Genomic DNA, 25,206 nt, shown 5'->3' on the forward strand with positions numbered 1-25,206 from the left:
TAAGTGACCGCTTACGCTATTTTACTGCAACCATCGATCCAAAATTAAAGCATTGAAACCATAACTCTGTCTTATCAAATCCTGCTTGTTTAAGACGTTCTTTGTGGGTTTGAATCGTATCTGTTCGCATCACATTTTCTAACGCATTACGTTTTTGGCTCACTTCCAATTCACTATACCCGTTTGCACGTTTAAAAGTATGGTGCAAGTCGATCAGTAATTCGTTCATCTGGTTATCACTAAAGGTAAATTTTTCAGATAACACCAACACACCATTAGGATTCAATCCTTGATATATCTTGGTTAATAAAGCTAATCGATCTTCGGGTGGCAAAAATTGTAAGGTAAAATTCAACACCACCATTGAGGCATTTTGAATATCAATATTGCGAATATCTTCACACAATACATCAACTGGGATATCTGAATGGTAAGCACTCAAATGGTGACGACAACGCTCAACCATTGGCTCAGAATTATCTACCCCAATAATATGGGCGGTTTTGCCCTCAATATTACGGCGAATGGATAAAATCCCCGCCCCACGAGAACAACCTAAATCGTACACGTTAGAATTATCCGTTACAAAACGTCCTGCTAACATACCAATAGCGGTAATGATATTCGAATAGCCCGGTACAGAACGTTGAATCATATCAGGGAAAACTTCCGCAACAGATTCATCAAAAGTAAAATCACCCAATTTTTCAATGGGTGCAGAAAATAAAGTATCTTTCATCATAGTCATTTTATCTTAATAATGAGTTATATCATGCGAATAACGCATCCATTTCTTCAATCAAATGTTCACTTGGTTTCTCAAAAAATACCCCACTTTGTGGTGTACCATCCATGCCTCTTAAAAAGAGATAAGCCACCCCGCCAAAATGTTGTGCATAGTGATAATTATCCCCTAAACGAGATTTTAAATAACGATGAGCTGCCAAGGTATAAAGGATATATTGTAGATCATAACGATATTGAATCATCTTTTTTTCAATATTTTCTAATTGATAATCTTGTGGCAAATGCCCTAAATAGTTTGATTTATAGTCAATGATATAAAATTTACCGTCCACTTCAATAAAGCAATCGACGAAACCACGCACAAAACCTTCTAATTGGAAAAGTTGTAAATCGGGTGCATTTTTAGCAAGTGGACTGTATTTTTTCAACAAATGATTTAACTTAGATAATGCTTTTTCATTACTCAAACGTAAATAGAATTGCCATTCATTTAAACGCTTATGTGATCCAATCTGATTTAATGCAAAAGGTTGCTCCCCAAAAGGTGTGGCTAATATTGCGTTAAACCACGCAATCGTCGGCTCTACCCACTCTTCCGATAAGCCAAGTTGCTCACACACTGAAAGTACTTTATCTTCATCAATAGGTTGAGTGAAATCACACAACTCTAAAAAGCGATGCAATATATTCCCCACTTTCGTGCTATGTGGGAATCGATAAGGGCTATATTCAATAAACTCGTCGTTATCTTGCTCAACATCAACGCTTTCTTGAGCCGTTTTATCATAGTCCAATGCCTCATCATTCACAGCAAGCGGTAAGATCCCATCATTTTTTTGCAATAAATAACTATGTTGTGAATGTAATGCAGTAAAACTCGTGACTTGATGAGTTTGTTTAATTTTATGCTCAAACGTTTTAACTTTTGGAATCTGAATATCTTGAGCAGATGATGGCGAAAACTTGGTGGTTTCTGGCTCTGAATCCAATAATACTTTACGATATGCTATGCTTTTTTTCTCTAAGCACACCGCTGTGTCAGTATCCTTTTGAGGCAATCCATCAGTCAATAAATAGTGCATGGCATTCCAATTCGCCGACCATTTTTCTGGTAGGATCACATGCAGTTGGTATTTCGCTCGAGTCAATGCCACGTACAGCAGGCGTAAATCTTCCGCATATTCCGCTTTATTTTGTAATGCCTTAATGTCCTCATCATCCCCCAATAAATCCCACGCAATTTGATTATCTTCTTGACGATAAATAGACATTCCTTTGCCTGAAAAACCTTGGCTTTTTTTACCCAAAAATGGCAACCAAACAACAGGATATTCGAGCCCTTTAGACTTATGGATTGTAATAATCTTAATGAGATTTTCTTCACTTTCTAAACGTAAAATCTGCTCATCACTTCCCGTTGGCTGTTCAATTTGTTGAGAAAACCAGCGTAATAATGCTGATTCATTTTCTGTCACTTCCATCTTTTCTTGTAGCAATTCCGCCAAGTGCAGAATATTCGTAACCCGACGATCAGCATCATCTGTTTGGTTAATACGTTGAATAATCTGTTCTGTTAAAAACAAATTATGCAACATTGGCAAAATCCCTTGAGTTTGCCAAATAAGACGAGAGCGACTAAATAGCTCAACGTAATATTCCCATAATTTTTCATTATTTTTAATTTGATAGATCTCATCAGCCGTTAGCCCCCATAATTCTGAACCAAGAGCAGAAAGAATCGCCCTTTGTTGATAAGGGTTTAAACAGGCTTCTAAAATTGCGATTATGTCTAATGCTTCTTGAGTCTGATAAACGCTTTCCTTTTCAGATAAAAATACTGACTGAATATCGCGTTCCGATAAGGCTTGTTTTACTTTCTTCGCTTCATCATGAGATCGCACCAAAATTGCGATATCTTTTGGTACCAATGTCCTTTCAACTAATATGGATTGCACATTACCATCTGCATCAAACTCTTCTTTTTCTTCTGAAACGAATAAATTACCTTGCTCTGCATTATGTAATTGCTGCTGAATTTGATCAGCACAATGTTGCGCCGCAAGATCCGATTGATAATGCCCTCTCTCATAAGCCTCTCGAAGTAAATAAATATTTACTTCTTCTTGATTCTCTAATTTGGTCTCAGTTTCTTTAAACGCTGTTGGATTGAAACCAATATCTTCATACAAAAAAGGACTCGCTTCCACGGAATCAGGAAAAGTGAAGATTTTATTCACAAACTCAACCACATTAGGTAAAGAACGCCAGTTTTTTGATAACGTAAAAGTGCCGGACACTTTTTTTGAGGCATCTAAATAAGAAAAAATATCAGCACCACGGAATTTATAGATCGACTGTTTAGGATCACCAATCATAATAAACCCTTGGTTTTCCTGTTCATCTATAAAAATTCGTCTAAAGATTTCGTACTGAACTTGATCGGTATCTTGTGACTCATCAATCATTGCAAAGCCATATTGCTGACGAATTTTCTCCGCTAAAACTTTACCATTATCCCCTTTCAACGCTTGATAGAGATAAATCAGCATATCCTGAAAATTCTTCTCTGCGTGATGATCTTTATATTCGATTAATTTTTGACGTAAATGCAGGAAAAAATGGTAACGAAGTTTGCTTTCAATTTCTTGGGCTAAATTAACAAATTTCTGTTCATATTCCGCGAGAAAATCATCAATTTTAACAAAATGCTCACTGCGAAGAACCTCTGCTCCTTTACTTGCTTTTTGCTCAAGTAATGATTGTCCAAAATAACTTAACTCTTTAGCAGGGAAAAATTGATTTTCGCTATTAGCCCAACGATTAATAGTTGGTAGCCATGTATTTTGAAAAGATTTTTCTTTATAACTTACTCCATTCAATATTTTTATATTTTCTTCATTTTGCTTATCAAAAGCTTGCTGAATAGGAGAAATGATAGCCTCATAATTTTCTAGCCAATATGCACAAGAGGTTTTTGAGAAATGTTCAAATTCTAATAATGATTGTCGATAATCCTCATTCAACCATTTTTCTTGTTCCGGAGCTAAAGGCGGAATATCGCCCGACAAATACGAACGCACTTTATTGAGTGCATTACTTGGATTAGATAAAGTATCAGAAATCCATTTAGCCTCTACCACACCCACAGAATAGAACAACTCTCGCCAACTTTCTTCGCTAAGGCGATCGAGTAACTCAGTTTCATCAGTCTGCAAATTAACGTCAAAGCGAATGCCTGAATCGAACGCAAATTGGAATAACATTTTCTGACAAAAACTATCAATAGTAAAAATACTTGCCAAATCCATATCACGTTCAGCTAATTTTAAACGCAACAAAGCGTGTTCTAAATTATCTTCCACTTGTTGATAAACTTCTCGCAAGAACGGAGCTTTTTCAAATGCTCGAACTGCTTCTTTTGAATCAGGATCCTGAAAATAACGCATCACATCAGACAATTTCTGTCTAATCCTATCCCTCAATTCCTGAGTTGCAGCTTTGGTAAAGGTTACCACTAAAATCTGCTCAACTTGCAAAGGCACACAATCAATCCCTAACAACAAACGCAAATAAAGATTTGCCATGGTGTAGGTTTTACCTGTACCAGCGGAAGCTTCGATCAATACTGAACGATCAAGAGGGAGAGAAATAGGGTTGAGAGTTTGCATTTGCGTCATTTTGGCTATCATTCTTTTTAGAAAAATAATTGTGCTGATTTTAGCATTGAAATGAGAAATGATCAGTGAAGGAATATAAGAATTTTAGAAAAACAAAAGCCCTCTAAATCTAGAGGGCTTTTGCTTTAACGTACTAAGGAGGTATATTATGACGTTTAAATTAATTGGCGGAATGGACGGGACTCGAACCCGCGACCCCCTGCGTGACAGGCAGGTATTCTAACCAGCTGAACTACCACTCCGCAAAGAACGAGGCGTATATTAATGATTTCGATTCGCCTCGTCAAACACTTTTTTTCAAAAAAATTTACGATTGCTTTTTTACTATACAACTCGCTGAAATTTTAGTTTATCTGCTCGTTGTTAGACTGATATAACGTTGTCCATAAGCAGTTTCCTTTGGATTTTTTATCAAGCAACTCTAAATACTTTTGATGTGCTTCTTGTTCATCCTCAGTTGCCGATAGAACAATAAGCCCATCGGTGTCAATGATCTGATGCTGAACAGCGTAATCCTGTGAACTATTACTATTATCAGCGTCATCTTCGGCAAGCAGAGCAATTTGCCCGCCAGTCATCATTAAGAACACATCTGCAAGTATTTCCGCATCCAGTAAGGCGCCATGGAGTACACGTTTGCTGTTATCAATACCTAAGCGATCACACAAAGCATCCAAGTTATTACGTTTCCCCGGATACATTTTACGGGCTAATTGTAAGCTATCCGTTACCTGACAAATTTCTTCGACTTTAGGCGTGTTGTTGGCGAGGGTTGCAAATTCTTGATCGATAAATCCCACATCGAAGGGGGCATTATGAATGACTAATTCCGCCCCTTTGATAAATTCCAAAAATTCTGGGGCAATTTCCGCAAAGGTCGGTTTATCTTGCAACATTTCATTTGTGATACCGTGAACTTGAATCGCTTCTTCATCCACTTCACGAGGAGGCTTAATATAAACGTGGTAATTCCGTCCAGTTAAACGGCGATTAATCACCTCGACGGCACCAATTTCAATGATGTTATGCCCAATATGAGGCGCACCATTGAAATTCATCCCCGTTGTTTCTGTATCCAATACCACTTGGCGTAAAATTGGTTGTTCGTTCATATTATCCTCTATATACAAGCGGTGAGATCTGCAAAATATTTTACCAATCTAACCGCTTGCTATGTTATTTATGCTGCTGTGCTTTTCAATTCATCTATGGCTTTTTTATCAAAGAAATATTGTGTACCACAACATTCGCATTGCATATCAATTACACCATTTTTTTCTGCAAGCATTTCTTCAATCTCATCATCAGGAACGAGCATAATCGCCGCCCCCGAACGCTCTCTTGAACAACCACATTTAAATTCTGTGTCTTGAGATGGATAAACTTCAACGCTTTCTTCGTGGAACAAGCGATAAAGCAATTCTTCTGCGGTTAGTCCAAAGATTTCTTCATCCTTAATGGTTGAGGCTAAAGTGGCTAAATGCTCAAAATCCTCTGGTGTGCCTGTTCCATCTGGCATAATTTGTAATAATATGCCACCCGCAACGGCTTTCCCTTCGTATTCGCCCGTACGGATAACTAATTGTGTTTCTAATTGTTCTGAACGAACAAAGTAATCTTCTAAACATTCACTAATGGTCGGTTTGTCCAAGCTAACCACACCTTGATAGCGTTCGCCCTCTTCAGGAATAATAGAGATCACTAGCACACCATTGCCGATCATTTCAGATAAAGTGGCTTCGTCTGCAATTTCGCCATCAACACGCGCTAAAGCACGTACTTGCTGTTGATTATTGCCATTGACGACTGCAAGTTTTAATGGACCATCCCCTTGAATTTGTACAGTAATATTGCCTTCAAATTTTAAGGTTGCGGTTAATAAACTGGTCGCAACCAACATTTCCCCTAAAAGATTTTGCACTGCTTTTGGGTAATGGTGGGTATTTAAAGTTTCTGTGAAAGTGTTATTTAATCTGACCCACTCCCCTCTTACTGCACGGTTTTGGAATAAAAAGCGGTAAAGTTTGTCATTGTCTTGTGTATAAGTCATAGTGTTTCCGAGTTAGTTATTTTAAATTTAATCAAATCACGACGTTCTTTTTTATTCGGTCTACGATCTGGATGAGGCATAGAAAGTGCATTAGCTTTGCGAGCGAAGGCAAGTTTCTCACGATTTTTGATACTATTTTCCGTTTCTTGATAAAGTAACTGCGCTTCTGGCGCACCTCTTCGCTGATCACTCAAGGCTAATACTTCAACCTCTTTTTCTTCGTTTCCTTGTCTAAGTTTGATAAAGGCACCGATTTCAACGGTTTTACTGACTTTAGCCCGTTGTCCATTATAATGGACTTTTCCCCCTTCAATCATTGCTTTTGCAATACTACGGGTTTTATAAAATCGAGCTGCCCACAACCATTTATCTAACCTAACATCACCAGTTTCATTACTCTGTTTTTTCATAATTCTACCGAAATAAAAAACGACAAGCTAAAATATGGTGCAATTTTACGTTTTTTCAAGCAAAAAAGCGGTAAGATCACACAAAAAATTTGCAAAAAATTTAATTTAGCGGTATTCTTCGCCACTCAATTCTTAGTATAAAATTTCGCTAAATTAATCAAACTTAAACCCAATCTTTTTAAACAAAAAATATTTTATATATGCATCTTACACAGTTAAAAAATACCCCAGTATCAGAACTCGTTCGTATGGGCGAGGAACAAATGGGCTTAGAAAACTTAGCCCGCTTACGTAAACAAGATATCGTTTTTGCAATCCTTAAACAACACGCTAAAAGTGGTGAAGACATTTTCGGTCGTGGTGTTCTTGAAATCTTGCCAGATGGCTTTGGTTTCTTACGTTCTGGCGACAGCTCGTATTTAGCGGGTCCTGACGATATTTATGTTTCTCCAAGTCAAATTCGTAGGTTCAATCTACAAACGGGTGACTCGATTGAAGGGAAAATTCGCCCACCGAAAGAAGGTGAACGCTATTTTGCCCTACTCAAAGTTGATCGTGTCAATGACGACAAACCCGAAGTCTCCCGCAGTAAAATCCTTTTCGAAAACTTAACCCCTCTTCACGCAAATTCACGCTTAAGAATGGAACGTGGTAATGGCTCAACTGAAGACCTTACCGCAAGAATTCTTGATCTTGCTTCGCCAATTGGTAAAGGACAACGTGGTCTTATCGTCGCGCCGCCAAAAGCAGGTAAAACAGTATTACTACAAAATATTGCACAAAGCATCACGCACAATTATCCAGAGTGTATTTTGATTGTATTACTGATTGATGAACGTCCTGAAGAAGTAACAGAAATGCAACGCTCAGTAAAAGGCGAAGTGATTGCCTCGACCTTTGATGAACCGGCTTCTCGCCACGTTCAAGTTGCAGAAATGGTAATTGAAAAAGCAAAACGTTTAGTGGAACACAAAAAAGACGTAGTAATTTTGCTCGACTCTATCACTCGTTTAGCCCGTGCATACAATACGGTAACTCCAGCATCAGGTAAAATCTTATCAGGTGGTGTGGATGCCAACGCATTACACAGACCAAAACGTTTCTTCGGTGCTGCGAGAAATGTGGAAGAAGGTGGTAGCTTAACCATTATTGCCACAGCCTTAGTAGATACGGGTTCTAAAATGGACGAAGTTATCTTTGAAGAGTTCAAAGGAACAGGTAACATGGAATTACACTTATCACGCAAAATTGCTGAAAAACGTGTATTCCCTGCAATCGACTTCAACCGCTCTGGTACTCGTAAAGAAGATCTTCTCACAACACCAGACGAACTCCAAAAAATGTGGATCTTACGTAAGATTCTTCATCCTATGGGCGAAGTTGAAGCAATGGAATTCCTAATTGATAAGTTAGTTGTGGCTAAAACCAATGATGAATTCTTTGAAATTATGAAACGTTCATAGTTTCTATTATCTTAATAATACAAAAGCGGGCTAATTAGCCCGCTTTTTTTACAAATAAATCGCTTAAAGTGACCGCTTGTTAAACACCGTATTGTTCTCGATATGCCTTCATCTTCGGCAAATATGGTGCGTATTGTGGGGATTTTTCGATAAATTGTAGTAAATCGTCAAAATCAATAATTGAGAAAACTTGGCACTGATAATCTCTTTCTACTTCTTGAATAGCAGATAAGTCGCCTTTGCCTTTTTCTTTGCGGTTTAGTGCAATCAATACCCCTGCTAAATTTGCTTTATTAGCATTGATAATTTCCATTGATTCACGAATTGCAGTGCCTGCGGTAATCACATCATCAACAAGCAAAATATTGCCTTGTAATGCACTACCAATTAAATTTCCACCTTCGCCGTGATCTTTCGCTTCTTTACGATTAAAACAACAAGGTTTATCAATATCAAATTGATTGGCTAAGGCAACAGCAACGGTAGTGGCAATCGGAATACCTTTATAAGCAGGACCAAACAACACGTCAAACTCAATACCACTCGTTTGAATAGCTTGAGCGTAGAACTCACCTAACTTGGCAAGATCTTGTCCTGTATAAAATAGCCCTGCATTAAAAAAATAAGGGCTGATTCTGCCTGATTTCAGGGTAAACTCACCAAATTTTAGGACGTTACGGCTTAAACAAAATTCGATAAAATCATGTTTATAAGATTGCATTTTCTTTCCTCAACTCAATTACTCAGGTGTAATCCAACTTACATCCCAACTGCCTGTTCCCTCTGGCACAAGGATTTCTGTTAAATAAGGTAAAATTTTCTTCATCTGCGCTTCAAGCTGCCAAGGTGGGTTGATTACAATCATGCCACTTGCGGTCATGCCTCGCTGATCGGAATCAGGGCGAACCGCTAGTTCAATTTGTAAAATTTTGCGGATGCCTGTTGCTTGTAAGCCTTTGACAATACGCTTAGTGTGCTGACGTAATACAACTGGATACCAGATAGCATATACACCAGTCGCAAAACGTTTGTAACCTTCTTCGATTCCTTTTACCACTAATTCATAATCTTCTTTTAATTCATAAGGAGGGTCGATTAAAATTAATCCACGCTTTTCTTTAGGCGGTAGAGCAGATTTTAATTGCTGAAAACCATTTTCTCGCTTGGTCACTACATTTCTTTGACGAGCAAATTCATTGCGGAGTAACGGATAATCATTAGGGTGTAATTCGGTCAGTAATGCACGATCTTGAGGGCGAAGTTGTTGTACCGCAAGCAATGGCGAACCTGCATAAAAACGTAATTTTCCTTTATTGATTTTCTTTAATTCAGCGATATATAAGGAAACTTCTTCGGGTAAATCATCTCGTTCCCATAAGCGAGCGATACCCTCAATATATTCCCCTGTTTTTTCCGCTTCAGCACTGAATAAGCTATAACGACCCACACCTGCGTGGGTGTCTAAATAGAAGAATCCTTTCTCTTTTTGTTTTAAAGCGGTCAGAATTAAGGTTAAAACGGTATGTTTTAGGACATCGGCGTGGTTGCCTGCGTGAAAACTGTGGCGATAACTCAGCATTTTTATTCTCTTTCTTGTAAAATGGCGTTCATTCTAGCTTATTTCCGTTATTTACACTATGCAGAAAACTTTAAAGATTGAAAATGGTTGGCTTGTCGATCAAAAGCGGGTTTTATCCCCACACTTTGATCCAAGACCCATCATTGATGATATTTCACTATTAGTTATTCATTATATTAGCCTGCCTCCCGATGAGTTCGGTGGCGATTTTGTCGATCAATTTTTCCAAGGGAAACTCGATCCAACTCAGCATTCTTATTTTGCAGAAATTAAGGATTTGCGAGTGTCTGCTCACTGTTTTATCAATCGAGAAGGTAAACTCACTCAATACGTTAATTTTAATGATATGGCTTGGCACGCTGGTTTATCTTCCTTTCAAGGTCGAGAAAAATGTAATCAATTTTCTATCGGGATTGAATTAGAAGGCAGTAATAATCAACCTTTCACTGTCGAGCAATATCAAACGCTTATTCAGCTAACCCATGCGATTTTGCAAACTTACCCAAAAATCACGCCCGATAGAATTGTCGGTCATAGTGATATTGCACCTGGTAGAAAAATCGATCCCGGTCAGTATTTTGATTGGGAATATTACCGTTCTCAAATTAAATAACCTAAGTAAGCGGTAACTTACTATTCACAATTTGCAAAATTTAAAAATGGGTAGAAGAGAAAACAGATTACTTACGCTCAATTATCCCTGATTTCTCTTCTACTTCCTTGGTCATTTTCTACCGATACTTATAGTTTTTGTGAAGCTCTAGTCCACCAATCATAAAATCAAAAGATATTTGCTAAGATCTTTGTTAATGGAAAAGCATCTAACTTAATTAACGTAAACTTAAATATTATTCCGATGATATAAGCAATCAGAAAAAATAACACTATATGTATAACCTTTCTTAATCGTTCATTTTCCACCTGAAAAAATTTTTCCAAAAAAGAACTGAGAAACTCCGCAGGAATAAACATAACCACAGCCTAAATTAGTGAATCTATTATATCGTCTAATAAACCTAATACACTCAAGCCCCACCTCTTTTAAAAATCGTATTTAGGTGAAATCTAACCATTAATTTTGATATTTTCTCTGATCTATCTCATAAATTTACAATTTAATAATCTAAACCAAGCACCTTTCGCCCGTTGATACTCGCAATATTTGCCATTTCTTCAAGATTAGTAAAACGGCAACCCGCTGAAAGCAGGCTTAATTCTTGCCACATATCGCCCTCACACAACGGCACCATGTAATCACAAATATTATCTGTACCGAGTGCAACAGTAATCCCCTCTGGGATCATTTCATCCGCTGGAGTTAAGGCATTATGGAAAGGTAAAACTTCATCTTTACGCGGGCTATCAATCCATGCCATCGGGCAAGCAATGACCATCATGTCGCAAGCCTTCATTTTTTTGTATAACTGTTGGCGATATTCTTTTGGATGCGAGCCAATCGAAATACCATGAATTGCCACAACTCTCCCTTGCATACCATGCTCTACGGATTTATCACATAATTGCTCTGTTTCTTTTTCTCTTGGGGTATTAAATTGATCCACATGAACGTGTAACATTTTACCGAGGGATTTTGCCTTATCCATTAGGATATCCATAGCTTCGGATCCTTTACCATAATCCAATTCATCACGGTAAGGTAATCCACCAATCATATCGACCATTTCTGAACCAATATCAAACCATTTGCGCGCGTTAGGTTCGATCACACCTTTTAAAGTTTGGTTAGCAAATTTAAGGACAATATCATTTTTATACACTTCTCTCGCTTTATGAGCCGCTAAGATGGCACGATCTTCACACACTTGGTCAATATCTACAAAAGTGCCAAAGGCTGTTACCCCTTGTGAAATCATCAATTCAATCGATTGACTAAAGCGACGATAATAATCTTCCACCGTTGATTGACGTTTTACTTCATCAACTAAATCCCATTTTTGTTGAAGATTCGATTCTTGATAAATTTTGATTTTCTCTGGTGTCATCGTAAATGCTCGGTCAGCGTGAGCGTGGGAATTTACCCATCCCCCTTTTTTGATAACTTCATCACGAATATGCCCTTTTAATGTGCGAATCAACTGGCTCATTATTTATCCTCTACTGCTAAAAATTGGGTACAAAAAAAAGATCTCTTAAAAAAGAGATCTTTTTCTAAAAAATTATTTATTAACCATAAAAAAACAGCTAAACCTCGTAATTTTTCAAGGTTTAGCTGTATAAATTCTTTTAAGTAAATATGTAGTGTTTGCAGACTAACTGTATTGCTATCTTTAAATGGTCTATGTTGCATTTTTCTAGTTCCTTATTGGCACTAGGCGGATAGTATAAGTTTTTCCAAATTAAAATGCAAACGTTTGCGTTATCAATTTACTGCTGTTTTTAATAATTTATCAATCACTCGGCTTACCGCAAAAAAACCAAAAGTCGCGGTAATCATTGTCGCTGCCCCAAAGCCATTGGCACAATTCATTGTAGCCGAAATTTCACACTCTTCACTCATTTTGGGAAAAATTAAAGGCTGAGTAGAGAACACACAGTCTATCCCAAATTTGCGTTTTGGGTTTTGGCTAAAATTGTACTCTTTTCGCAATAAACTGCGTACTTTCGATGCCAACGGATCTTGAATCGTTTTGCTTAAATCGGTAATTTGAATTTGCGTAGGATCAGTCTGCCCCCCTGCACCGCCAGTAGTAATAATTTTAATTTTATTACGTTTACAAAAAGCAATTAACGCGGCTTTTACACGCACGCTATCAATCGCATCAATCACATAATCGTAATCATGGGTGATATATTCGGCTAGGTTATCGCTTGTTAGAAAATCATCAATAATCTGTACTTGGCATTCAGGATTGATTTTCGCAATACGCTCTTTCATCACTTCCGTTTTTAGCTTACCAATTTCGCCAGAAATCGCATGAATTTGACGATTGATATTCGTCACACAAATATCGTCCATATCGATCATCGTAATTTTACCAATCCCCGAACGAGCAAGTGCCTCTACCGCCCAAGAACCCACGCCACCAATTCCTACCACACAAATATGCGATTGACGGAGTATTGCCAAGCCTTCAGGTGTATAAAGGCGACCAATACCGCCAAAACGTTGCTCGTAATTATCAATTCTTTCTGTCATTACCCATTATTCCCATTCTTGATATTTTCCAGCTCTTCCCAGCGTTCAAAGGCTTTTTCAAGAGCCATTTCTGCGTCCGCTAACTTTTGTAATTGAGCTTGGGTGTAACTTGGTTCTTTTGAGAAGAAGTCGGCACTGTTTACTTCTGTTTGTAGCTGTTCAATATCAGCTTCAAGTTGTTCCATTTGAGCTGGCAGATTATCTAACTCACGTTGTTCTTTGTAGGATAATTTAACTTTTTTAGTTGGCTCTGCTTTTGGTTTTTGTGGTTCTGCAAGCGGTGGTTTCTCGGCAACTTTTTGCATATTTTTAGAAGAATCTGACCGCTTGTTTTCTGCAAGTGTGGCAAAATAATTGGCTTGTTGCTGTTTCGCATCGTGATAACCACCGATATATTTATTCAGCACGCCATCGCCTTCAAAGAAGTAACATTCCGTTACGGTATTATCAATAAATTGACGGTCATGGCTAACGATCAATAACGTACCTTGATAATCGGCTAACAACTCTTCCAATAATTCTAATGTTTCCACATCTAAATCATTGGTCGGTTCATCTAAAATCAGTAAGTTATTCGGTTTCAGTAATAATTTAGCCAGTAATAAGCGATTACGTTCTCCACCCGATAGAGCTTTAACGGGAGTCATTGCACGTTTTGGTGGGAATAAGAAATCTTGTAAATAACCGAGTACATGACGTTTTACGCCATTGACTTCAACATCTTGTTTGCCATCTGCCACATTATCCATCACAGTTTTTTCTGGATCTAACTCAGCACGATATTGATCAAAATAAGCAACTTCCAGTTTTGTTCCGCAACGAATTGAACCTGATGATGGTTGTAATTCACCTAATAATAATTTGATAAACGTCGTTTTACCACAACCATTTGGACCCACTAGAGCGATCTTATCGCCTCGTAAAATCTTAGTGCTAAAATTTTTCAGTAAGCATTTTCCGTCAATTTCATAGCTGGCATTTTCTAATTCAAATACGATTTTGCCCGATTTAGCGGTCTGATCGATCTGAATTTTTGCACTTCCTAACACTTCACGACGATTACGACGTTCTTCTCGCAATGCTTTTAAGGCTCTTACTCTGCCCTCGTTACGTGTACGACGAGCTTTGATCCCTTGACGAATCCACACTTCTTCTTGTGCTAATTTTTTGTCAAAAAGTTCATTTTGTAAGGCTTCAACACGTAATTCTTCCGCTTTAGTTTCTAAATATAAATCGTAATTTCCGGGGTAAGAGACTAATTTTCCACGATCTAAATCGACAATGCGTGTCGCCATTTTGCGAATAAAGGCACGGTCGTGCGAAACAAAAATAATGCTCCCTTTAAAATCTAATAACAGATTTTCTAACCAAGCAATCGCATCCACATCTAAATGGTTTGTTGGCTCATCCAGTAACAAAATATCGGGATTAGAAACTAATGCACGAGCCAATGCCGCTTTACGTAACCATCCACCCGATAACGCCGATAATGGTGTGTCTGGATTTAATTCCAGCAGTTGTAAGGTATCTTGAATACGATTTTCAAATTGCCATCCATTTGCGTGTTCAAGCTGAGTTTGAACGTTGGAAAGTTTAGACATTAACGTTTCACTGTAATCTGTCTGCATTTGCAGTGAAATATGATGATATTGTTTTAAGAGATCGGCTAAATGAGCGATGCCCTCTGCCACATAATCAAAAATTGTGCCTTCTGCGTGACGAGGAGGGTCTTGCTCTAAACGTGCAACAACGATATCTTTTTCAAAAATCAGTTTTCCGTCATCAAGCTGAATATCTTTAGCCAAAATTTTCATTAGGGTTGATTTACCCGCTCCATTTCGACCGACCAAACAAACTCGCTCACCTGCTTCAATATGCAATTCGGTATTATCGAGCAAAGGATGATCGCCGAAACCTAAATAAGCATTTGAAAGATTAATTAATGCCATATTGTCTTTTTCTCATAAATAAATTTGTCCTAATTCTAGCAGTTTTGGTGGCTCTTGTAAGCGGTCAGTTTCGTAAGAAATTTTACAAATTGGCAGTAGAGTAATAAGATAGCACCAGATTTTCCATTAGGTAAAAATTATGAATCCACATAGCCGTTTCAAAACGATCGCAATTGTTGGCAAACCTCGTCACGATATTGCCTTCGAAACTCATATCGCTGTTTATAACTGGCTGAAAGACAGAAAATATAACTTGTTAGTTGAAAGTAAAATTGCAACTCAACTGAATCTCCCCAATCCAAGTACGATTGAAGAAATTGGTGAACAGGCTGACTTAGTCATTGTAATCGGTGGTGATGGCAATATGCTAGGAATGGCTAGACGATTGGCTCAATACGACGTGCCGTTAATTGGGATCAATCGTGGTAATCTTGGATTTTTAACGGATATTGCCCCTCAAACTGCCTTTGAACAGCTTTATCGTTGTTTGGAAAGAGAAGAATTTATTATTGAAAATCGTTTTTTATTGGAAGTCAAAATTGAATCAAATGGCAAAATTATTGAATCCAATAATGCATTAAATGAAATCGTGGTACATTCTAGTCAAATTGCCAAAACCATTGAATTTGAAGTGAGTATTGGAGGAAAATTTGCATTTTCTCAACGCTCTGACGGGTTAATTATTTCTACACCAACCGGCTCAACCGCTTATTCGTTATCGGCTGGTGGTCCCATTTTAACGCCTAGTTTGAATGCTATTGCTCTTGTACCAATGAGTCCTCATAGTCTTTCCTCCCGCCCTTTGGTTATTGATGGTGATAGTATGATTTCACTCCGATTTGCTCAATATAATCAGCCTCATTTAGTGGTGAGTTGTGATAGTCAACGTCTTTTACCATTTAGTTCTGATGAGCGTGTTATCGTACAAAAAAGCCCTGACACCTTGCAATTGCTACACTTAAAAGATTATAACTATTTTAACGTGCTTGGTTCAAAATTAGGTTGGTTAAGTAAATTATTTTAATTTTAAATGCTGAACAATAAAATTTAGCTCGATATTTATAAGTTAATTATTCTATATGAATAATCATTATAGTCGGGCTATTTTTATGGTTGCTTAACTACTCTTATAACTACGCTTAATTTTTTCAAACTCATCCATCATATTTTTAAGTTGGAGCACTCCGAGTGAGTAATGATCATGATCTTCAAATTTAACTAATTTAGTATTCCCACCATATTTCTCATAATTATTGAGAGCAACTTCAGGATTATTCTCATAGGGAACCGTTTTATCCGCTGTACCATGATAAATAATTAAAGGGGAAACGGGTTTCCATCCTACTGCAAGGTTATTTTTATCTATTTGATCTGCTAAATGTTGCAAAGATTGCTTATCTAATATTTTAAAAACTAATGCGGGTATATTGGATGGTTTCTTTGTTAAAACATCAAGCCCATTGCTAATCGGAAACTTAAAAATAGCACTTAATGTGATGGGATTTTCACTAAATTTATTGTATGAATAATATAACCAAGCGAGTAAATCTAACGTTCCTCCAACATCTTCATTGATATGTGGCACTTGGGATAAGATAGTTTTTATATTTTCTGTATTTAAGTACCCTGACATTGGCGCATTCGCTAGAATTTTAACGATATTACTATACTTTTCTTCGACAAGTTTCTGCGTAGCTACCGCCACAGCAGCCCCTTCAGACCAACCAGATAAAAATACGCCATCATTCATTGCGAGGTTTTTAGATTTTGCAAATTCTCTCGTAGCTAAAATCATATCAATAGATTCTTCAGCTAACTCTGAATTGATGCAGTAAGGGTGTTCTAAATCTTGAGAAACACCATAACCTGCATAATCCGGTAAACTCACTAAGTAACCATAAGATCCCAAATAATTTGCATTTAAGCGAGTTTCATAAAATATCATTGGCATCTTGGGCGCGTGACCATCATATAAAGAGGGTGCATCTAGATTTCCCCATCCTTCATCTTTTGCATAGGGATACAGCGTACCATGATGATATTGTATGTGATCAAGCTTTCCCTCTTTTTTAGGTACAACAACTAACCCTGAAAGAACGACTGGCGAATTTTCATAAACAGAACGGTATGTAATTCGATACAAATCAATATCGTATTTTGGTAAATCATCAATATTACCCTCCATCATTTCTCTTTCAGGAAAATAATGATTGATATTATTCTTATCTATTGTTGCAACAAATTCTGAGGTTAATAAATGCCCTCTTTCTAAAGCATCTTTATCCATAATTTATCTCTCATCAGTCAATAATGTTTTACTATAAATATTCAAATCATAGTATTGCTCACCAATTTTTAAGCCTTTTCCTTCTATTCCCACGAATTCAAACTGACAACGCTCAGCCACCGCATTACTTTTAAGATTATGTACTGAACAACGTAATCGGTAATGATTAAAAAGTGATTTTGTTTCTTCTATCACTTTATTGATCGATTGAGTAATAATCCCTTTACCTTGTATATCTGGCGAGAGCCAATAGCCCAATTCAGCAGTTTTATTTTCCCAATCTATCGGGTTATTGAGGGAAAAAGCCCCGACAACATTTCCTTGATAAGAAATTACCCAAACAAATCCAAGCCCATCTTCCGCCTCTTTTTGGCTGGTGTCGACAAAATTGAAGCTATCCTCGATGGTCTTGTTAAAATCAATCCAATCAACAAATTGTGCAAAGAATTGACGATATTTATCTAATTGTGCAAATAATGGAGCTGCATGGCATTGTTCAATTTTCTCAAGGATAATTTTAGAATTGACTCTGATTTCATGTGGGATTTGATTTTGATACATATTTGATCTCTTTCCCTTACTTATCTGATTAAACAAACGACATTGTAATAAATAAGCGGTGAGATTCACTAAAAATTTTGCAAATTTTATCGGCTTTCTCTTGAAAACAAAAATCCCGTCTCCAAATACTGTCATGTTCTGCCAGTATGGCAAAATTTATTCATTTATTTTAGGAGCTATTTCAATGAAAATTCGTCCGTTACACGATAAAGTAATTTTAAAACGTGAAGAAGAAGAAACAAAATCAGCAGGTGGAATCGTTTTAACTGGTTCTGCAGCAGCTAAATCTACTCGCGCTAAAGTATTAGCTGTAGGTGAGGGTCGTCTTTTAGAAAATGGTAATATTCATCCAATGCACGTAAAAGTGGGTGATTTAGTTATCTTTAATGAATATGGCGTGAAAGCAGAAAAAATTGATGGCGAAGAAGTGCTAATCGTTTCTGAAGAAAATATTTTAGCAATTGTAGAATAAGCAAAAGAGGAATTAAGAACATGGCAGCAAAAGACGTAAAATTTGGTAACGATGCACGTAGCAAAATGCTAAAAGGTGTGAATGTATTAGCAGACGCAGTAAAAGTAACCCTTGGTCCTAAAGGTCGTAATGTTGTTTTAGATAAAGCGTTCGGTGCGCCAGCAATTACTAAAGATGGTGTTTCTGTAGCTCGTGAAATCGAATTAGAAGATAAATTCGAAAATATGGGTGCACAAATGGTTAAAGAAGTGGCATCAAAAGCCAATGATGCTGCGGGTGATGGTACAACAACAGCAACAGTATTAGCACAAGCTATTATTAATGAAGGTTTAAAAGCCGTTGCTGCAGGCATGAATCCAATGGATTTAAAACGTGGTATCGATAAAGCGGTTTCTTCTGTAGTTGAAGAACTTAAATCATTATCAAAACCATGCGAAACATCAAAAGAGATCGAGCAAGTTGGTACAATTTCTGCAAACTCTGATAGCACAGTGGGTAAATTAATTGCTCAAGCAATGGAAAAAGTAGGTAAAGAAGGTGTTATCACTGTTGAAGATGGTACAGGTTTAGAAGATGCTTTAGATGTTGTTGAAGGTATGCAATTCGACCGTGGTTACCTTTCTCCATATTTCATCAACAAACCAGAAGCAGGTACTGTTGAATTAGAAAATCCTTATATCCTTTTAGTTGATAAAAAAATCTCTAATATCCGTGAAATTTTACCAGTATTAGAAGCTGTTGCTAAAGCAGGTAAACCATTATTAATCATTTCTGAAGATCTTGAAGGTGAAGCGCTTGCAACTTTAGTTGTGAACAATATGCGTGGTATCGTGAAAGTAGCTGCGGTAAAAGCACCTGGATTCGGTGATCGTCGTAAAGCAATGTTACAAGATATCGCAATCTTAACTGCAGGTATTGTGATCTCTGAAGAAATCGGTATGGAATTAGAAAAAGCAACACTTGAAGAGCTTGGTCAAGCAAAACGTGTTGTGATTACTAAAGACAATACTACTATCATCGATGGTATGGGTGATGAAGAGCAAATCAAAGCTCGTGTTGCTCAAATCCGCCAACAAATTGAAGATTCAACTTCTGACTACGATAAAGAAAAACTTCAAGAACGTGTTGCTAAATTAGCAGGCGGTGTTGCAGTAATTAAAGTGGGTGCAGCAACAGAAGTTGAAATGAAAGAGAAGAAAGATCGTGTTGATGATGCTCTTCACGCAACTCGTGCAGCCGTTGAAGAAGGTGTTGTTGCGGGTGGTGGTGTTGCATTAGTACGTGCAGCAACTAAAGTAGCTGAAAGCTTAAAAGGCGACAACGAAGATCAAAACGTAGGTATTAAATTAGCGCTTCGTGCAATGGAGTCTCCATTACGTCAAATCGTTAGCAATGCGGGTGAAGAAGCATCTGTTGTTGCTCGTAACGTTAAAGACGGTAAAGGTAACTATGGTTACAATGCGGGAACAGAAGAATACGGCGATATGTTAGAAATGGGTATCTTAGATCCAACTAAAGTCACTCGTTCTGCATTACAATTCGCAGCTTCTATCGCTGGTTTAATGATTACTACAGAATGTATGATCACAGACCTTCCAAAAGATGACAAAGCAGGCCTAGACGCTGGAATGGGCGGTATGGGTGGAATGGGCGGAATGATGTAATTCTTGCTTAACTCATAAAACTAAAAACTCCACTATTTTATAAATAGTGGAGTTTTTTATAGCATTAGAAAATGTTAAAAAATTATAGGAATTTCACCGCTTGTTCCGCTAATTCTCTAGACAGCCCATCAATATGTAGTACATCATCAATTTCTTTCACTTCAATCGGTGCAATATGTTCTATTACTGATCGATTAATTTCGGCAATATCAGTGAATCGAATTAAATTCTTTAAAAATGCATCAACCGCTACTTCATTAGCCGCATTCATTGCCGTTGTTGCGTATTGTCCTTCAGCAAAGGCTTCTATCGCTAATTTTAAATTTGGATAACGAGCGAAATCGGGTTCGATAAAGGTTAATTCAGATAATTTAAAGAAATCTAAAGGCTCAACACCTGATTGAATACGATTCGGATATGCCATTGTATGTGCAATCGGTGTACGCATATCAGGATTTCCCATTTGAGCAATCACACTGCCATCAACATATCTCACCATAGAATGAATAATAGATTGAGGATGAATAATAATTTCCATTTCTTCCGCCGTCGCATTAAATAGCCAACGAGCCTCAATATATTCCAATCCTTTATTCATCATTGTTGCAGAATCAACTGAAATTTTTTGTCCCATGGACCAATTCGGATGAGCCACTGCTTGAGCAGGCGTAATTGCATCAAATTCAGTTAATGGTTTGGTTCTAAATGGTCCACCAGAACCAGTTAACACAATTTTACTAATGCCTAATTCTGATAATGGGCAGAATCCAATTTGTTTTTGTGCTTCAGGTGGCAAAGACTGAAAAATCGCATTATGTTCACTGTCTACTGGTAGTAATTTCGCCCCTGATTTTCTTGCTTCATCAATAAAAATTTGCCCACAAGTAACTAAAGATTCTTTATTGGCTAATAAAACCTGTTTACCTGCTTGCACCGCAGATAATGTAGGCAACAACCCAGCAGCGCCTACAATCGCAGCCATCACCATATCAACGTGTCTATCGGCAGCTAATTCACAAATTGCTTTTTGTCCTGATACAACTTCTGTCTTTACATTCAGATTTTTAAGGTTTTCAGCTAACTGTTTTGCTTTGATTTCATCATCTAAGGCGGCAAAATCGGGTTGGTATTTTTGACATTGTTCTGTCATCAATTCAACATTCTGTCCACCCACTAAAGCAAAAATATGATATTTATCAGGATTATGCTCAACAACAGACAAGGTACTTTTTCCAATAGAACCCGTTGATCCCAAAATTACTAAATTTTTCATTTTCTATCCTTTATTTTTGCTAATTTGATAAACGTTTAGCCTCAATCACATCTTCCAATTGTGTAATTCTTGCCAATAATTTCGTTAAGAATTGAATATTATTTAATTCTATTTCAATATCCATAGTTGTGATATTTTTCTTGGTATCTGTACGGCTAGATACACCAATCACATTCACTTTTTCATTCGCCATAATGGCACTAATATCTCTTAGTAACCCATTATAAGGATTAGCAATTACTCTAATAATAAGATTAAATCCAGAAGTATAATTTTCACCCCATTGTGCCTCAACAACCCTTTCAGGATTGATTAATTGCAATTCATAGAGCTGTTCACAGTCATCCCGATGAATCGAAATACCACGTCCTTGTGTAATATAGCCAACAATCTTATCTCCTGGAATTGGATGACAACAACGAGCAATGTGGTGCATTAAATTCCCCACACCTTCAACAACAATAAAGCCATTATTTTTAGTTTGCTTTTGAGTATTCTGCCCTTTACTTGCCACATGTTTTAAAATTGCTTCATCCGCCTGCTCTGCCGTTGTTTTTATCAGCTTACCTTGCAAGTAACTCATTAACGGACCTAAGCGAATATCCCCCCCTCCAATACTTGCATAGAGATCATCCATTTGTTTTAAGTTATAACGTGGCAGTGCATATTCTTCAATCTGTTTCAATGTAAAATTAAACTTCAGCATTTCTGCTTCTAATGCTTCTTTTCCAAGAGGAATATTCTTTTCTCGGTCGAGTTTTTTAAACCATGCGATAATTTTAGAACGAGCCTTAGCGGTGTGAACAAACCCTTGACTCGGATTTAACCAATCTCGACTAGGATTCGGATTTTTCTGGGTACTAATTTCAACTTGGTCTCCCATTTGCAATTGGTAGGTGAATGGAACAATTCGTCCTGCAACTTTTGCTCCAATACAACGATGACCAATTTCACTATGAATCGAATAAGCAAAATCTAATGGTGTAGAACCTTTTGGTAAATCAACTACCTCACCTTTTGGTGTAAATACATAAACTCGATCATCAAAGATTTGTGAACGCATTTCTCCAACCATATCGGCGGAATCTGCAATATCTTTTTGCCAATCAAGTAATTTACGTAGCCAGACAATTTTTTCTTCATAGCCAGTACGTCCAGTTGTCGCTCCTTCTTTATATTTCCAATGAGCAGCAACACCAAGTTCTGCCTCATCATGCATTTTTTGTGTACGAATCTGAATCTCAATCGGCTTATTACCCTTACCGAGTACAATGGTGTGAATAGATTGATAACCATTAGGTTTAGGGTTAGAAATGTAATCATCAAAATGTTCAGGTAAGTGTTTATATTGTGTATGAACAATACCTAATGCAGTGTAACAGTCTTCTAGTGTTGGTACGATAATTCTCACTGCACGAATATCAAATAATTTATTAAACGTCAGGTGTTTTTTCTGCATTTTTTTCCAAATACTATAAATATGTTTTGGACGTCCATATACTTGTACCGTTGAAAGAGATTCTTTCAAATAAGCGGTCAGTTCTGAGACAAAATTTGCAATATATTTTTCACGATCTAAGCGACGCTCACCTAATTCATATTTTGCAATTTGATGATAGACTTGGGGATGTAAGGCTCTAAAACAATAATCTTCCAATTCCCATTTTAATTGCCCTATACCCAATCGATTAGCTAGCGGGGCATAGATATGTGCACACTCTTTTGCTGCTAATACCAAATCTTCTTCTGAATGGGATTCATCCCGTAAAAATACAATTCTTTCCGCCAACTTAATTACAACGCAACGGAAATCATCAACCATTGCCAAAAGCATTCTACGGATATTATCAATTTGTAAATCTGAGGCGTGGCTCGCATTTAATTGGCGAATATTGTCCATTTCTAAAACACCTTTGACGAGGCGTTGAACCTGATCACCAAAGCGTTCGTTAATCTCAACAAGATCAAGCACATTATTTTTAACTAATGGAAAAAGTAACGCAGAAACAAGACTATCATCATCCATATTCAAACTATGGAGAATCTCAACCATTTCAACGCCACCCCAAATTAGATGGCTATTATTTGTGTCTAATTTTTCTTGAGCATAGCGCCAAGCAAGGAGTAATTCTTCGAAAGTAATTGGGGACATCTGCAACCCAGCACTCCAACTTGCCAATTCAAAATTACTGGGATCAAGTAGGTGTGAATGACGAATCGCAACCATAAAGTCCTCCTAAATACTCAAAAGGGAATCTTGTCTGAGTGTGACAAGAAAAATACCAATCTATTATAACCTAAATGGAGATTTTTTTATTCTTTTTAAAGCTCGTTAAACCATATCATATAACCTTTTCATTAGAAGGCAAGCTTTGTTATAGGCCTGACCTATTAAGACAATTATTTGCAGTATGTAAACTGATTGATTAGAATGAAGGATCGTAATTTTGGGAGATATCTCAACTTTTTCTTTATATATTGTGGGCTTTGAATAATGACGATTCTTGCGTTGGGCATTAACCATAAAACTGCGCCAGTTAGCTTGCGTGAAAAGGTTGCGTTTGTTGAAAATAAACGCGAGCAAGCCTTTGAACAAGTTTCTCAGCAAGCTTTAGCTGAAAGTGTCGTTATTCTATCGACTTGTAATCGTACAGAGCTCTATTTTCATCAACCCGATATTCCTCCACAAGAAGACCATATTGACAATATTACTTGGCGTGAACAATGTTTGAATTGGTTTGCTAAAATCCATCATATTGATAAAGATGAACTAAAAGAATCACTATATATCAAGCAAAATATGGATGCTGCGGAACATCTAATGCAAGTCGCTTGTGGCTTAGACTCTCTCGTATTGGGTGAACCTCAGATTTTAGGACAAGTTAAACAAGCCTATCAAATCAGTGAGCAGTTTTATCAAACTCACGGTAGCGCCATATCAAGTAACCTATCTCGACTATTCCAAAAAACTTTTTCAGCAGCTAAACGGGTACGTACGGAAACAGAAATCGGAGCAAGTGCAGTTTCTGTTGCTTATGCAGCTTGTGGATTAGCAAAACAAATCTTTGATAATTTCGACAAATTACGTTTTCTCCTTGTGGGCGCAGGTGAAACGATAGAACTTGTTTCTCGCTATTTAGTACAACACGGTGCAAAAAATATCATGATTGCTAACCGTACCCCGCAAAGAGCGGAGTTATTAGCTAAGAAGTTAGATCAACCGATGCAAATCCTATCTTTGAGTGCATTGCAAGTCGGATTAAACCAAGCAGACGTAGTGATTAGCTCAACGGGTAGCCCCGATACGCTGATTACAAAAGCGATGGTAGAAACAGCACAAAAAGAACGCTACTTTACCCCAATGTTATTGATTGATATTGCAGTTCCGCGTGATATTGATGAAACTGTCACAGAATTAGATGGCGTTTATTCCTACAGTGTAGATGATCTGCAAAGTATCATTGATCAAAACATTGCCAATCGACAACAAGCCGCTGAACAAGCTAAAGAAATCGTGCAACAAGAAGCGCAAGAATACTTTGCTTGGCTTAAGAAACAGCAATCCAGTAATTTAATCAAACATTACCGCCAAAATGCTGAAGAAATTCGCATTGAATTATTAGATAAAGCATTAAGTGCGTTACAACAAGGACAAGATAGTGAAAAAGTCCTACAGGAATTAAGTTATAAACTGACTAATCAACTGCTTCATGTCCCTACTCAAGCTTTACAATCGATGGCAAAAAGTGGCAATTCAAAAGGCTTGCTCAGCTTTTCTAAAGCCTTAAAAATCGAAGATTAATCCTCATATTCTACAAAAAATCTAATAAAACTAACCGCTTGTTGTGGGTTTTTTACTAGATTTCCCCGCTGCTCCATAATTTAGGCTATAATACAAAGCATTTTACAAATAATTG

21 protein-coding genes and 1 tRNA gene are annotated in these 25,206 nt (G+C 37.3%); 6 read left to right on the top strand and 16 right to left on the bottom strand.

The genetic code is table 11. From position 1 onward, the window contains the following. Positions 1-16: 16 nt before the first annotated feature. The 6 genes from cmoA to hslR all read right to left on the bottom strand — a co-directional run bounded on the left by cmoA (position 17) and on the right by hslR (position 6,884). Positions 17-742, bottom strand: a complete 726-nt coding sequence (gene cmoA, locus A6A10_RS07385) for a carboxy-S-adenosyl-L-methionine synthase CmoA (protein ID WP_121122594.1) — start codon at positions 740-742, stop codon at positions 17-19. 28 nt (positions 743-770) lie between these two features. Beyond that, the gene (gene recB, locus A6A10_RS07390) at positions 771-4,415 is read right to left on the bottom strand and encodes an exodeoxyribonuclease V subunit beta (RefSeq protein WP_121122827.1); all 3,645 of its coding nucleotides are present in this window, start codon (positions 4,413-4,415) and stop codon (positions 771-773) included. A 174-nt stretch (positions 4,416-4,589) separates the two neighbouring features. After that, positions 4,590-4,666, bottom strand: a tRNA-Asp gene (locus A6A10_RS07395). A gap of 102 nt (positions 4,667-4,768) precedes the next feature. Then, positions 4,769-5,536 (bottom strand): DNA polymerase III subunit epsilon, encoded by a 768-nt coding sequence (gene dnaQ / locus A6A10_RS07400; protein ID WP_121122596.1) that lies wholly within the window; start codon positions 5,534-5,536, stop codon positions 4,769-4,771. Positions 5,537-5,604: 68 nt separating this feature from the next. Continuing rightward, a complete protein-coding gene (hslO, locus tag A6A10_RS07405; RefSeq protein ID WP_121122598.1) occupies positions 5,605-6,474 on the bottom strand; it encodes an Hsp33 family molecular chaperone HslO in 870 nt (289 codons plus the stop codon). Next, positions 6,471-6,884, bottom strand: coding sequence for a ribosome-associated heat shock protein Hsp15 (gene hslR / locus A6A10_RS07410; protein WP_121122601.1), 414 nt, complete (start codon positions 6,882-6,884; stop codon positions 6,471-6,473). The genes hslO and hslR overlap by 4 nt, the downstream gene beginning before the upstream one ends. A 200-nt stretch (positions 6,885-7,084) precedes the next feature. On the opposite strand from hslR, the gene rho reads away from it, so the two are divergent. Continuing rightward, the gene (rho, locus tag A6A10_RS07415; RefSeq protein ID WP_121122603.1) at positions 7,085-8,347 is read left to right on the top strand and encodes a transcription termination factor Rho; all 1,263 of its coding nucleotides are present in this window, start codon (positions 7,085-7,087) and stop codon (positions 8,345-8,347) included. Between the two features lie 79 nt (positions 8,348-8,426). On the opposite strand, the gene pyrE is transcribed toward rho, so the two are convergent. Both pyrE and A6A10_RS07425 read right to left on the bottom strand, forming a co-directional pair. Further along, positions 8,427-9,068 (bottom strand): orotate phosphoribosyltransferase, encoded by a 642-nt coding sequence (gene pyrE, locus A6A10_RS07420; protein ID WP_121122605.1) that lies wholly within the window; start codon positions 9,066-9,068, stop codon positions 8,427-8,429. 18 nt (positions 9,069-9,086) lie between these two features. Next, positions 9,087-9,926 carry a 23S rRNA (adenine(2030)-N(6))-methyltransferase RlmJ gene (locus A6A10_RS07425; protein WP_121122607.1) on the bottom strand — a complete coding sequence of 280 codons (840 nt, stop codon included), beginning with the start codon at positions 9,924-9,926 and terminating at the stop codon, positions 9,087-9,089. A gap of 58 nt (positions 9,927-9,984) precedes the next feature. On the opposite strand from A6A10_RS07425, the gene ampD reads away from it, so the two are divergent. Continuing rightward, the gene (gene ampD / locus A6A10_RS07430) at positions 9,985-10,539 is read left to right on the top strand and encodes a 1,6-anhydro-N-acetylmuramyl-L-alanine amidase AmpD (RefSeq protein ID WP_121122609.1); all 555 of its coding nucleotides are present in this window, start codon (positions 9,985-9,987) and stop codon (positions 10,537-10,539) included. A 502-nt stretch (positions 10,540-11,041) separates the two neighbouring features. Here ampD and A6A10_RS07435 read toward each other — a convergent pair. From A6A10_RS07435 to A6A10_RS07450, 4 genes are all read right to left on the bottom strand, one after another. Continuing rightward, entirely contained in the window at positions 11,042-12,031 is a 990-nt protein-coding gene (locus tag A6A10_RS07435; protein ID WP_121122613.1) for an amidohydrolase family protein, read from the bottom strand. Beyond that, positions 12,031-12,234 (bottom strand): hypothetical protein, encoded by a 204-nt coding sequence (locus A6A10_RS07440; RefSeq protein ID WP_121122615.1) that lies wholly within the window; start codon positions 12,232-12,234, stop codon positions 12,031-12,033. The genes A6A10_RS07435 and A6A10_RS07440 overlap by 1 nt, the downstream gene beginning before the upstream one ends. Positions 12,235-12,306: 72 nt before the next feature. Further along, complete coding sequence (tcdA, locus tag A6A10_RS07445) at positions 12,307-13,083, bottom strand: tRNA cyclic N6-threonylcarbamoyladenosine(37) synthase TcdA (protein WP_121122617.1); 777 nt, start codon at positions 13,081-13,083, stop codon at positions 12,307-12,309. Beyond that, the gene (locus A6A10_RS07450; RefSeq protein WP_121122619.1) at positions 13,083-15,032 is read right to left on the bottom strand and encodes an ABC transporter ATP-binding protein; all 1,950 of its coding nucleotides are present in this window, start codon (positions 15,030-15,032) and stop codon (positions 13,083-13,085) included. Before A6A10_RS07450 ends, tcdA begins: the two co-directional genes overlap by 1 nt. 139 nt (positions 15,033-15,171) lie before the next feature. Between A6A10_RS07450 and A6A10_RS07455 the strand changes: the two genes are divergently transcribed. Next, positions 15,172-16,056, top strand: a complete 885-nt coding sequence (locus A6A10_RS07455) for an NAD(+) kinase (RefSeq protein WP_121122621.1) — start codon at positions 15,172-15,174, stop codon at positions 16,054-16,056. A gap of 93 nt (positions 16,057-16,149) precedes the next feature. On the opposite strand, the gene A6A10_RS07460 is transcribed toward A6A10_RS07455, so the two are convergent. After that, complete coding sequence (locus A6A10_RS07460; RefSeq protein WP_121122623.1) at positions 16,150-17,319, bottom strand: alpha/beta hydrolase family protein; 1,170 nt, start codon at positions 17,317-17,319, stop codon at positions 16,150-16,152. Between the two features lie 3 nt (positions 17,320-17,322). Further along, positions 17,323-17,880, bottom strand: coding sequence for a GNAT family N-acetyltransferase (locus tag A6A10_RS07465; RefSeq protein ID WP_170143759.1), 558 nt, complete (start codon positions 17,878-17,880; stop codon positions 17,323-17,325). Positions 17,881-18,064: 184 nt separating this feature from the next. On the opposite strand from A6A10_RS07465, the gene A6A10_RS07470 reads away from it, so the two are divergent. Then, positions 18,065-18,352 carry a co-chaperone GroES gene (locus A6A10_RS07470; RefSeq protein ID WP_121122627.1) on the top strand — a complete coding sequence of 96 codons (288 nt, stop codon included), beginning with the start codon at positions 18,065-18,067 and terminating at the stop codon, positions 18,350-18,352. A 20-nt stretch (positions 18,353-18,372) separates the two neighbouring features. Continuing rightward, complete coding sequence (groL, locus tag A6A10_RS07475) at positions 18,373-20,016, top strand: chaperonin GroEL (RefSeq protein ID WP_121122629.1); 1,644 nt, start codon at positions 18,373-18,375, stop codon at positions 20,014-20,016. 82 nt (positions 20,017-20,098) lie between these two features. Here the strand turns inward: groL and ispC are convergent, their stop codons facing one another. Both ispC and relA read right to left on the bottom strand, forming a co-directional pair. Beyond that, complete coding sequence (ispC, locus tag A6A10_RS07480; RefSeq protein WP_121122631.1) at positions 20,099-21,289, bottom strand: 1-deoxy-D-xylulose-5-phosphate reductoisomerase; 1,191 nt, start codon at positions 21,287-21,289, stop codon at positions 20,099-20,101. A 19-nt stretch (positions 21,290-21,308) separates the two neighbouring features. Then, positions 21,309-23,516, bottom strand: coding sequence for a GTP diphosphokinase (gene relA, locus A6A10_RS07485; RefSeq protein WP_121122633.1), 2,208 nt, complete (start codon positions 23,514-23,516; stop codon positions 21,309-21,311). A 267-nt stretch (positions 23,517-23,783) separates the two neighbouring features. Between relA and hemA the strand changes: the two genes are divergently transcribed. Further along, the gene (gene hemA, locus A6A10_RS07490; protein ID WP_121122634.1) at positions 23,784-25,091 is read left to right on the top strand and encodes a glutamyl-tRNA reductase; all 1,308 of its coding nucleotides are present in this window, start codon (positions 23,784-23,786) and stop codon (positions 25,089-25,091) included. Positions 25,092-25,206: the final 115 nt, after the last annotated feature.

Source organism: Otariodibacter oris (assembly GCF_009684715.1).
Lineage (GTDB): Bacteria > Pseudomonadota > Gammaproteobacteria > Enterobacterales > Pasteurellaceae > Otariodibacter > Otariodibacter oris.